Annotated in this window: 10 protein-coding genes; 2 read left to right on the top strand and 8 right to left on the bottom strand. The window is 64.7% G+C overall.

Features of this window, described 5'->3' with window-relative positions:
• On the bottom strand, positions 1 to 1,287 hold a 1,287-nt coding region (gene gltX / locus AC2FMM_RS11935; RefSeq protein ID WP_496796662.1), incomplete at its 3' end, for a glutamate--tRNA ligase.
• A gap of 78 nt (positions 1,288 to 1,365) precedes the next feature.
• Here gltX and AC2FMM_RS11930 point away from each other — a divergent pair.
• Entirely contained in the window at positions 1,366 to 3,402 is a 2,037-nt protein-coding gene (locus tag AC2FMM_RS11930; protein WP_496796661.1) for a ComEC/Rec2 family competence protein, read from the top strand.
• Here the strand turns inward: AC2FMM_RS11930 and lexA are convergent.
• The 6 genes from lexA to AC2FMM_RS11900 all read right to left on the bottom strand — a co-directional run bounded on the left by lexA (position 3,396) and on the right by AC2FMM_RS11900 (position 8,223).
• The gene (gene lexA, locus AC2FMM_RS11925; RefSeq protein WP_496796660.1) at positions 3,396 to 4,094 is read right to left on the bottom strand and encodes a transcriptional repressor LexA; all 699 of its coding nucleotides are present in this window, start codon (positions 4,092 to 4,094) and stop codon (positions 3,396 to 3,398) included. The two genes, AC2FMM_RS11930 and lexA, sit on opposite strands and share 7 nt — an antisense overlap.
• A gap of 80 nt (positions 4,095 to 4,174) precedes the next feature.
• Positions 4,175 to 5,347, bottom strand: a complete 1,173-nt coding sequence (locus AC2FMM_RS11920; RefSeq protein WP_496796659.1) for a molybdopterin molybdotransferase MoeA — start codon at positions 5,345 to 5,347, stop codon at positions 4,175 to 4,177.
• Positions 5,344 to 5,817: a cyclic pyranopterin monophosphate synthase MoaC gene (gene moaC, locus AC2FMM_RS11915; protein WP_496796658.1), complete on the bottom strand. Its 474-nt coding sequence runs from the start codon at positions 5,815 to 5,817 to the stop codon at positions 5,344 to 5,346. Before moaC ends, AC2FMM_RS11920 begins: the two co-directional genes overlap by 4 nt.
• Positions 5,817 to 6,629, bottom strand: a complete 813-nt coding sequence (gene trpC, locus AC2FMM_RS11910; RefSeq protein ID WP_496796657.1) for an indole-3-glycerol phosphate synthase TrpC — start codon at positions 6,627 to 6,629, stop codon at positions 5,817 to 5,819. Before trpC ends, moaC begins: the two co-directional genes overlap by 1 nt.
• Positions 6,626 to 7,645 (bottom strand): anthranilate phosphoribosyltransferase, encoded by a 1,020-nt coding sequence (gene trpD, locus AC2FMM_RS11905; RefSeq protein ID WP_496796656.1) that lies wholly within the window; start codon positions 7,643 to 7,645, stop codon positions 6,626 to 6,628. The genes trpC and trpD overlap by 4 nt, the downstream gene beginning before the upstream one ends.
• Entirely contained in the window at positions 7,642 to 8,223 is a 582-nt protein-coding gene (locus AC2FMM_RS11900) for an anthranilate synthase component II (RefSeq protein WP_496711385.1), read from the bottom strand. The genes trpD and AC2FMM_RS11900 overlap by 4 nt, the downstream gene beginning before the upstream one ends.
• A gap of 194 nt (positions 8,224 to 8,417) precedes the next feature.
• On the opposite strand from AC2FMM_RS11900, the gene AC2FMM_RS11895 reads away from it, so the two are divergent.
• A complete protein-coding gene (locus AC2FMM_RS11895; RefSeq protein WP_496678196.1) occupies positions 8,418 to 9,893 on the top strand; it encodes a divergent polysaccharide deacetylase family protein in 1,476 nt (491 codons plus the stop codon).
• Positions 9,894 to 9,946: 53 nt separating this feature from the next.
• Here the strand turns inward: AC2FMM_RS11895 and trpE are convergent, their stop codons facing one another.
• Complete coding sequence (gene trpE / locus AC2FMM_RS11890) at positions 9,947 to 11,458, bottom strand: anthranilate synthase component I (protein ID WP_496796655.1); 1,512 nt, start codon at positions 11,456 to 11,458, stop codon at positions 9,947 to 9,949.
• Between the last annotated feature and the right edge of the window lie 2 nt (positions 11,459 to 11,460).

Below are 11,460 nucleotides of genomic sequence, written 5' to 3'. Positions count from 1 at the left end.
GGCCAGCTTTCCGAACTTCAGCCCGTTCGCCTCGGCGAACGAATTGAGAACCTCCTCCAGCGTATCACGCGACCAGCTAGCACTTTGCAGGTGCGGCGTCAATTGCTCCAGTATACCATCGGATACAGAAGCAAGCGCCTTTTGCGCCTTCTCATCCATGTCGATCGGGCGTGAGGCCAGAACAAACCGCGCTTTTTCAAGCAGTTCCGGAAAAATGCGCGCCCGGTCCTTGAGACAATACATCGCGCGATCCAAGTCGGCCGCTTGCGCTTCGGTCAGCTGCGGCAAATTCGCAGCCTCCAGATAAGCCTGAATTTCTTGCCGCAATGCAGCATCGCCCGAGATCGCGATGTGCTGACCGCACAGGTTTTCCAGCTTTTTCAGGTCGAAACGCGCCGGGCTTTTGCCGATTCCATCCAGATCGAACCATTCCCGTGCCTGTTCGTCGGTGAAAAATTCATCGTCCCCGTGACTCCAGCCCAGCCGCGCCAGATAGTTGCGCATGCCGGCGGCGGGATATCCCATCGCCTGATATTCCTGCGCTCCCAGCGCGCCGTGCCGCTTGCTGAGCTTCTTGCCGTCGGGGCCGTGAATCAGCGGGATATGCGCCCAGACCGGAACGTCCCAGCCCATGGCCTGATATATCATCATCTGGCGCGCGGCGTTGTTCAGGTGGTCATCGCCGCGGATCACATGGGTGACGCCCATGTCATGGTCATCGACCACCACCGCCAGCATGTAGACCGGTGTCCCGTCCGAGCGCAGCAGCACCATGTCGTCCAACTGGTCGTTGCGGATGGTTACGTCCCCCTGCACCTTGTCGCGGATCACCGTAACGCCGTCTTGCGGCGCCTTGATGCGCACCACGAACGGCCGGTCGGGATGGGTGCTGGGATCGGCCTCGCGCCAGGGGCTGCGGAACAGGGTCGATTTCCCCTCAGCCCGGGCCTGTTCGCGGAATGCCGCGATTTCTTCTTGGGTCGAGAAACACTTGTACGCCTTGCCCTCGGCCAGCAACTGGTTGGCAACCTCGGCGTGCCGGCCGGCGCGGGCGAACTGGCTGATGACCTCGCCGTCATGGTCCAGCCCCAGCCAAGCCATACCCTTCAGGATGGCCTCGGTCGCCTCGGGGGTCGAGCGTTCACGGTCGGTGTCCTCGATCCGCAGCAGGAACTTGCCGCCGCGACCGCGCGCATACAGCCAGTTGAACAGCGCGGTGCGGGCGCCGCCGATATGCAGGAAACCGGTGGGCGAGGGGGCGAAACGTGTGACGACCTGTTCGGACATGGGCGTGATTAACCTTTTGGTAACCGTGGTGGGCGTAATCTGGCGCCTGTCTAACGAGCCTCAAGGACGGGGGCAACCATGCGTGTTCTGGCACGGGTCGAAGACGCGCTGCTGAACCAGCGTGGGCATCTTTTTGCGTGGTCTCCGGTCTGTCTGGCAATCGGCATCGGCCTGTATTTCGGACTGCGGTTCGAACCCGGTCCGAGCCTGTATCTCGGTCTGTCCGCCCTGGCTCTGCTCGCCATGTGGGCGGGATGGCGGATGCGCGAAGCCTGGGCGCCGTTGGCAATTGGGGGGGCGTTGATCGCCGCCGGGTTCCTCCTGGCCGGTGCGCGCGCCCACATGGTCGCAGAGCCGGTTCTGCAATGGCGTTTCTATGGCCCGGTCGAGGGGAGGGTCGTGGCGCTGGACCGGTCTGCGTCGGGCGCGCTGCGGGTGACATTAGACCAGGTGCGGATCGGGGACGTACCGCCGGACCAGACACCGCGGCGCGTCCGGCTTTCACTGCACGGGGATCATGTGCCGCCGGTTCCGGGCCAGCGGATCATGACCACCGCGCATCTGAGCCCGCCGCAAGGCGCGGTCGAACCTGGCGGGTTCGACTTTCGCCGCCATGTCTGGTTCCAGCGGCTCGGGGCGGTCGGCTATTCGCGTGTGCCGGTTCTGACGGTTGCGCCGCCGCGTGCCGAGGGCGTGCGCATCGCCGGTTGGCGTATGGCCATATCGCGGCATGTCCAGTCGATCCTGCCCGGCGATGTCGGAGGTTTTGCCGCCGCCGTCACGACCGGCGACCGAAGCGGCATGTCGCGTGCCACGCTCGAAGGGTTGCGGGCGTCGAACCTGGCGCATCTGCTGGCGATTTCCGGGTTGCACATGGGGTTGCTGACGGGGTTCGTCTTTCTGGCCTGCCGGATCGCACTGTCCGCGATCCCGCCAGTTGGGCTGCGGCTTCCGGTGCGCAAAGTCGCGGCGGTGTGCGCACTGGCGGCCGCCACATTCTATCTGTTGATGTCCGGCGGCAACGTCGCGACCGAGCGCGCCTTTGTCATGGTCGGCGTGATGTTCTGCGCGGTGCTGATCGACCGCCGCGCCATATCGCTGCGGGCAGTTGCGGTTGCCGCGCTGATCGTATTGGTGCTGCGGCCGGAAACGCTGCTCAGCCCCGGTTTTCAGATGTCCTTCGCGGCAACGACAGCGCTGGTCGCCGTGTTCGGAGCCTTTCGAGAGCTCCGCCTGACAGAGGCGCCACGATGGGTGAAGGCGGTCGGCGGACTCGTGGCGTCGTCCGCCGTGGCGGGTCTTGCCACCGCTCCGATCGGGGCTGCGCATTTCAACGGCGTCTCGCATTATGGCTTGTTGGCGAATGTCCTGTCGGTCCCCGTCATGGGCACGGTCGTCGTGCCGGCTGCGGTGGCGGCAGCGATCCTGGCGCCACTGGGGTTCGAGGCCGTGGGGATTCAGGTGATGGGTCTGGGGCTCGGTTGGATCCTGACAGTTTCGGATTGGGTGGCGGGGTTGGACGGGGCACGCGGTTTCGTGCCCAGCCCTCCGGGCTATGTGCTGCCGGTCTTTGCCCTGGGGGCGCTGTGGGTCGTGTTGTGGCGCGGCGCGGCGCGATGGCTGGGTGCCGTGCCGGCCTTGTGGGTGTTCCTTGCGTGGAACCAGGCCAGCCGACCCGAAGTTCTGATTGCCGATACCGGAGGTCTGGTCGGCGTGATGACCGATCAGGGGCGGGCGCTCAGCAAGGAAAAGGGCGGCGGCTTCATCGCCTCGGTTTGGCTGGAGAATGACGGGGACGGCGCGGCCCAAGCACAGGCTGCCCGGCGTTGGCCCGACGATGGCGGGCTGGTACGCCGGATTGTTGTCGGAGAAACCGAATTGGTGCATGTCACCGGCAAACGCGCGGCGAAAACGTTGACCGGCTGTAGCGAGGGCCAAATCGTCGTCAGCCCGGTACCGCTGCAACTGACCGGTGGATGCGCGGTTTTCGGACCCAAGGAACTGCGGCGCAGCGGCAGCCTTGCGCTGAAGGGCGGGCAGCTAGTCAGCAGCGCCAAAATCGGCGGAAACCGGCTGTGGTCTGCGGTTGTGCCGCGCGATGATAAAATTCAGTAGGTGCGGATCAGGCCGACAAGACGCCCTTGGACCTTGACCTTGTCCTCGGGCAGCACGCGAGTTTCATAGGCCGGGTTGGCCGCTTCCAGCGCGATGGCGTTTCCCTTGCGAAAGAATCGCTTCAGAGTGGCTTCCTGATCCTCTACCAGGGCGACGACGATATCGCCATTGTCGGCGGTCGAGGTTTCGCGGATCACCACGACATCCCCGTCGTTGATCCCGGCATCAATCATCGAATCTCCGCGCACCTCGAGCGCGTAGTGCTCGCCGCGACCGGACACCATGGTTCCGGGCACGGCCACATGATGCGAGACATGGCTGATGGCTTCGATTGGCACGCCGGCCGCGATCCGCCCCATGACGGGAAGCTCGGTCGCGTCCACGGAAACGGGCTCGAAATTGGCGGGGCGAGGGCCGTCGGGCTTGTCGCCTTCAATCACTTTGGGCTTGAAGCCGACAGTGGGTTCGCCACCCAGGCTTTCCGGCAGTTTGACGATTTCGATCGCGCGGGCACGGTGGGCAAGGCGACGTATGAAGCCCCGTTCCTCGAGCGCGGTGATCAGGCGGTGAATGCCCGATTTGGATCGCAGGTCCAGCGCAGTCTTCATTTCGTCGAAGCTGGGCGGAACACCATCCGCCTGCACCCGCTTGTGGATGAATTCCAGCAAATCCAACTGCTTCTTGGTCAGCATCGCTCAAACCTCGCCGCTCATGCGTTTTCTTTTGTTCTACGCATGTTCACCTTTTGTGTCAACGGTGGCGGTGGCTGACGTCAGATGGGCAGATATTGCACGAATTCTCCGCTGGCGCGTTCCGGGTCGTGGGGCGGGCGCACGATCAAGGCGTTGGATCGCGCCAGAACGCTGAGCAGAGAACTGTCCTGATCGTCGAAGGCGCTCAGCCCCTCATCGCCCAGCCAGGCGCGCATGTAGTGCTCGCGCGGGCCGTTGGCGCGCAGGGGTCTGGCCAGTCGCGCCTGCTTCATCTCAGGTTCGGCCGGGGTCAGGCCCAGCATCCGGCGCACCATCGGCACCAGGAAGACATATCCGCAGACCATGGCGCTGACCGGGTTTCCCGGCAACCCCACCATCGCGGCGTCGCCCAACCGCCCGGCCATCAGCGGTTTCCCGGGCCGCATGCGGACCTTGTAGAACGATTGCCGCAGGCCCAACTTGTCCGAGGCTTCGCCGACCAGATCGTAGTCGCCGACCGAGGCGCCGCCGATCGTCACGATGACGTCCGCACCTTGCGCCAGATTCAGCGCGGTCTCGAGTGACTTGATCGTGTCGCGCGCGATCGGCAGCATCCGCACATGCGCGCCCGCGTCTTCCAGCAAAGCCTTGAGGCCAAAGGAGATCGACGCGATGATCTGGTCCGGCCCCGGGGTGTCGCCGGGCATCACCAGTTCGTTCCCAGTGGCGATCAGTGCGATCTGGGGCTTGCGGGCTACCGGGACCGCAGGAACGTTCATCGCGGCCAGCAGGGCCAGATCCTTGGCGTTCAGCCTCCGGGGTGCGCTGAGCGCGGACCCAACCCGGAAATCCACGCCCGCCGGGCGGATATTGCTTTTGGGTCCCGGATCATTCGTGATTGTCAGAAGGTCGCCACGTCGCTTCGTATCTTCCTGAATGACGATGAAATCGGCGCCATCCGGTACCGGGGCGCCAGTGAAGATCCGAACCGCCTGTCCGGGGCCGACGGTTCCGTCAAAACGCTGGCCTGCGGTCGCTTCGCCGATGACTTTGAACATGGCATGCAGTTCGACCTCGGTCGCCTTGACCGCGTAGCCATCCATCGAGGACGCCGCAAAGGGAGGTTGGTCACGATTCGCAGTGACATCGGCGGCCAGGACGCGCCCCGCCGCCTCGGCCAGCGGAACCTGTTCGGTCTCCATGTCCGGCGCCAGGTCCAGAACCAGAGCGCGCGCCTCGTCCACCGTGATCATGACGCTTCGTAACGTCCCGATTTTCCGCCATCTTTCAAGGTTACGCGGATTCCGCCGATCTCCATCGCCTTGTCCACGGCCTTGGCCATGTCATAGACGGTCAACGCCGCGGTCGATACCGCGGTCAGCGCCTCCATTTCGACACCGGTCTGGCCGGTCGTCTTGACGGTGGCCTCGATCCGAACACCGGGCAGCTTTGGGTCCAAGGACAGGTCAACCGAGACCTTGGTGATCGGCAGCGGATGGCACAACGGGATCAGGTCTGCGGTCTTCTTGGCGCCCATGATCCCGGCCAGCCGGGCCACCCCCAGCACATCGCCCTTTTTAGCGCGACCTTCCGAAATGATATCAAAGGTTTCACGGGCCATCTTGACGTACCCGCCTGCCACCGCGATGCGATTGGTCACGCGCTTGTCCGAGACATCGACCATATGCGCCTGGCCGTCGCTGTCGAAATGGGTCAGCGGCATCACATCACCCCCGGCACCAGCGGGCTCGCCAACAGGCCGCGGGTTGCGGCGGCCACGTCCTGCTGGCGCATCAGGCTTTCGCCGATCAGGAAACACCGCGCGCCATAGCGGGCGATATCGGCCAGGTCCTCGGGGGTGTTCAGACCGCTTTCGCACACGATCGTACGGTCTGCCGGGACCAGTTTGGACAGCCGGCGCGTCGTATCAAGCGAGGTTTCGAAGGTCTTGAGATTGCGGTTGTTTATGCCGATCAGCGGGCTTTTCAGCGCGGTCGCGCGTTCCAGTTCGGCCTCGTCATGTACCTCGATCAAAACATCCATGCCCCAGTCAAAGGCCGTCTGTTCCAGTTCGGCCGCCTGCGCGTCTTCGACCGAGGCCATGATGATCAGGATGCAGTCCGCCCCCAATGCCCGGGCCTCGACCACCTGATAGGGGTCGTACATGAAATCCTTGCGCAGAGCTGGCAGGCTGCAGGCGGCGCGCGCGGCGGTCAGGTATTCCTTCGCGCCCTGAAAGCTGGGTGTGTCGGTCAGCACCGACAGGCAGGCCGCGCCGCCTTCTTCATAGGCTTGCGCCAATGCGGGCGGGTCGAAGTCCGCGCGGATCAGGCCCTTGGAGGGGCTTGCCTTCTTGACTTCTGCGATGAGCCCGTATCCTTGGCGGCTGGCCCGTTGCAGCGCCTCGGCGAAACCGCGGATTTCAGGCGCCTCGCGGGCGTCTTGTTCGACGGCCTCCAGCGGCTTGCGCGCCTTGTCGGCGGCGATTTCCTCTAGCTTGTAGGCCTTGATCCTGTCGAGAACGGTTTCGGTCATGCAGCTTCCTGTGTCAGTCGTGCCAGAGCGGCGATTTTTTCCTTGGCCTTGCCGCTGTCGATGCTTTCGGCGGCCATGGCGACGCCGTCCCGCAGGTCATCCGCAGCGTCCGCCACGACCAGCGCGGCGGCCGCGTTCAGCAACACGGCGTCGCGATAGGCCGACGGTGCGCCCTCGAGCAGGGCGCGGAAGGCCGCGGCATTGTCTTCAGGCGTGCCGCCAACGATCTCTTCGAACGGATGCACGGGCAGCCCGGCATCTTCAGGGTGCAGTTCGACCTCTTTGACGCGCCCGTCTTCCAGCGCGGCGACCCAGCTGATGCCGGTGATCGTCAGTTCGTCGGTGCCGTCCGAGCCATGCACCAGCCAGGCGCGATCCGATCCCAGCAGGCCAAGCGTTTCGGCCATCGGGCGGATCAGGTCGCGACTGAAGGCGCCGGTCAGTTGGCGTTTCACCCCGGCCGGGTTGGTCAGCGGCCCGAGGATGTTGAAGATGGTGCGGGTGCCCAGTTCCTGGCGTGTGGGCATGACATGGGCGATGGCTGGGTGATGCATGGGTGCCATCATGAACCCAATTCCGACCTGTTGCAAAGCCTTTTCAACCACTTGCGGGCCAACCATCACGTTGATGCCCATTTGCCCCAGTGCATCCGCCGCACCCGATTTTGAACTCAGATTGCGGTTGCCGTGCTTGGCCACGGTCACACCGGCCCCTGCCACGACGAAGGCGGTGGCGGTGGAAATGTTCAGTGTGCCCTTGCCGTCGCCGCCAGTGCCGACGATATCCATGGCGCCTTCCGGGGCCTTGACCGCATTGCATTTTGCGCGCATCACCGCCGCCGCCGCGGCGTATTCCTCGACCGTTTCGCCGCGGGTACGCATGGCCATCAGCAGACCGCCGATCTGGCTGGGTGTCGCTTCGCCCTCGAACAGGATCTCAAAGGCTTGTTCGGCCTCGTCGCGGGTCAGGGCGCGATCGGCCGCGGCCCCAATCAGCGGTTTCAGTGCGTCGCTCATGCGGGGACTTTCATCTCGTTCAGGAAATTCTTGAGCAGGGCATGACCATGCTCGGATGCGATCGATTCCGGGTGGAACTGCACACCGTGGATGGGCAGCGTCCTGTGCTGCAGGCCCATGATCGTGCCATCCTCAAGCTCGGCCGTGATTTCAAGGCAATCGGGCAGGCTGTCCCGGTCAACCACCAGCGAGTGATAGCGCGTCGCCTCGAAAGGCGAGGGCAGGCCCGCGAACACCCCTTTGCCTGTGTGGTGCATCGTGCCCATCTTGCCGTGCACGATCTCGTGGCAGCGCACGACCTTGCCGCCAAAGGCCTGCCCGATGGTCTGGTGGCCCAAGCAGACGCCCATCAGCGGCGTTCCGGTCTCGGCCGCGGCCTGGGTCAGCGCAAGGCAGATGCCGGCTTGGTCCGGGTCGCAGGGGCCGGGGCTGAGCAGGATGCCGGCGGGGTTCATCGCCATGGCCTCCTGCACGTTCAGCGCGTCGTTGCGGCGCACCACCATTTCGGCGCCAAGCTCGCCCAGATAGTGAACGAGGTTGTAGGTAAACGAGTCATAGTTGTCGATCAGCAGCAGCATTTTGCACGTGTCTTGTGTTTGGGCAATTCGGACTGGCGATCCAGCCGCGTGCCAAGGTATAGTGTTGGCACATACATGCTCAGGCTTGCAGGGCAGCGTCAAGGGGACAAGCTGCCGATGACGGGTCGCGGGCAAGCGCCGCACAGATGGCGCCGGTTTCACCGAGGCAGATTGCAGGGCGAGAGGCAAGAGAGATGGGCGGATTTTTCGGCGGGGTCGTGACCGGCGCGGTTGTCGTCGTGGTTTTGGGGGCCGTGTTTTCTCTGAACACACCCTTGGGCAGCAAGCCCGAACTACTGACCACCGCCCCCGAGGCCAAGGGCGTCGCACCGCAGGCCGTGGCAACGGATCTGTCCGAGCCCGGACCTGATGCCGATCTGGTCGAATTGGCGCCGCGGGGGTTGAATGCTCTGGACGACGCGACAGGTCAGGCGGAGGCCCCAATCGGCATCGCGGCCGAGCCCGATGCCCGCCCCGATGTCAAACGGCAGATCGGACAGGTCGAAAAGCCGACCACCGGTGCTGCGGCGACGGTAGAGATTGCGCGCGTTGCACCGGCCGCACCTCCTGCACCGTTGACCGCCCCGGTGACGCAGGATCAAGGCGCCGAGCCGGTTTCGGTAGATCCGACACCGCCAGCCGCGCCTCAGCCGCCCGAAGCCACCGCGCTTGCCGAGCCGCAGCCGTCGCCGCGTGCGGACTCTGACCAGGCCGCGGCATCCCCGGAGGCCGAGGCTGATGCCGCCGAGCCGGACGCAGACCTGCCGGAACAGCAGGCCGCGGTCACTGAACCCGAGGCTGCCGCTCCGAACCCGATCGCCGTCGAGGGCGAAGAGAACACCCAGCCGCGCAAGCGCGCGCGGATCGCCACCTTGCCTCAGATCGGCGGACAACAGATTGCCTCGGCTTCTCCGACCATCGGGCGGCGGGTGATCCCCTTGACCGAACGCGACGACCCGGCGGAAGACGTGGTTCAAGTCGCTGAAAAGGCACCCGCCGATCCCATCGACGCCTATGCCGCGCCGTTCGAAAACCCGGAAGGCAAGCCGTTGATGTCGATCATCCTGATCGACGACGCGGGAGCATTCGGCGCAGAGGCCTTGCAGGATTTTCCCTACCCGCTGACATTCGCGGTCAGTCCGTCCGACCCCGAGGCCGCCGACAAGATGAAGCGGTATCGTGAAGCGGGGTTCGAGGTTCTGGCCATCGCCGACCTGCCCACCGCGGCCAGCGCGCAGGATGCCGAGGTTTCGCTGTCGGTCTGGCTGGACGCGTTGCCCGAAACGGTCGGGATCCTCGAAGGCGTTCAGACCGGCATCCAGGGCAACCGCAAACTGGCCGATCAAGTGGCCGCGATTGCGGACGGGACCGGGCGCGGGCTGGTGTTGCAGGACAACGGGTTGAACACGGCGTTCAAACTGGCCGCGCGCAACGGGGTTCCCTCCAGCGTGGTGTTTCGCGACATCGATGGGGCGCGGCAGGACTCCGACGTGATGCGCAGGTTCTTGGACCAGGCCGCGTTCCGCGCCGGTCAGGAAGGAGCGGTGGTGATGCTGGGACGTCTGCGGCCCGAGACGATCTCGGCCCTGCTGTTGTGGGGGCTCGAAGATCGCAGCAGCAGGGTCGCGCTGGCGCCGATCTCGGCGGTCATGAAAAGCCAGATCCAGTAGGCTGGCGCTGTCGGAATGAAAAATGGGTGGTCGTGGGGCCACCCGCTTTCCGTTCAGCCGTTATTCGAGCCGGTGAACCGAGCCGCATCCGCTGCAGCTCGCCTGATCGCGTTGGATTTGTGAACCGTCTCCATGTACTCGGCCTCGGGGTCACTGTCATAGACGACGCCGCCGCCGGCCTGGATGTACAGTTTCTTGTCCTTCACGATGGCCGTGCGCAGCGCGATGCACATGTCCATGTCACCGCCGGCGCTGAAATAGCCGACCCCGCCGCCATAGATGCCGCGCTTTTCGGGCTCCAACTCGTCGATGATCTCCATTGCACGCACCTTGGGCGCGCCTGAAACCGTACCCGCGGGCATCCCGGCAAAGAAGGCGTCAAGCGCGTCCTTGTCCTCGGCCAGTTCACCGACCACGTTCGACACGATGTGCATCACGTGGCTGTAGCGCTCGATGATGAATTCCTCGGTCGGGCGCACGGTTCCAATTTTGGACACACGCCCCGCATCGTTGCGGCCCAGATCCAGTAGCATAAGATGCTCGGCCAATTCCTTCTGGTCGGCCAGCAGCTCCGCCTCGTTGGCCTTGTCCTCCTCGGGGGTGGCGCCGCGTGGCCGGGTGCCGGCGATCGGGCGGATCGTCACCTGGTTGCCGAAGACCCGCACCAAGATTTCCGGGCTGGCGCCCACCACCTGGAACCCGCCGAAATTGAAATAGAACATGAATGGCGACGGATTCGTGCGCCGCAGCGACCGGTACAGGGCAAAAGGCGGCAGCGGAAAATCCTGCGTCCAGCGCTGAGCGGGCACCACCTGAAAGATGTCGCCGGCACGGATGTATTCCTTGGCCTTTTCGACCGCCTCCATATAGCCCGACTTGGTGAAATTCGACACCGGCGGCGCGACCTCGTGCGCCTCGCCCAGATCGCGGGTCTCGGCGGGCATGGCGCGTTCCAGATCGCGCACCGCGTCCATCACCCGCTCCGCCGCCTGAGCATAGGCTGCCTTGGCCGATTGCCCCTCGGTGACCCAGGCGGGCGAGACGATGGTGACCTCGCCCTTGACACCGTCCAGAACCGCCACGACCGAGGGCCGCAGCAGGATAGCGTCAGGCAGGCCCAGCGGGTCGGGGTTGACGTCGGGCAGGTATTCCACCAGCCGCACCATGTCATAGCCCAGATAGCCGAACAGCCCCGCCGCCGCCTGCGGCAAGTCGTCGGGCAGCGCGATGCGACTCTCGGCCAGCAGCGCGCGCAGATTGTCCATAGGGTTGCCGTCCTGAGCGGCAAAATCATCCTCGTCGAACCTGGCCGAGCGGTTCAGTTCGGATGTCTCGCCCCGGCAGCGCCAGATCAGGTCGGGCTTCATACCGATGATCGAATAACGCCCGCGCACCTCGCCACCGGTCACGGATTCCAGCACAAAGGCGTTTTTCTGCGCGCCGGTCAGCTTGAGCATCAGCGACACCGGCGTATCCAGATCTGCAGCCAGGCGGGTATAGACCACTTGGTTTTCACCCACGTCATAGGCGCGGGCGAAGCTGTCGAAATCGGGGGTCAGAGCCATTT

This window comes from Ruegeria sp. BHSC043 (genome assembly GCF_059612985.1).
This window is presented reverse-complemented; position numbering and strand designations above follow the sequence as displayed.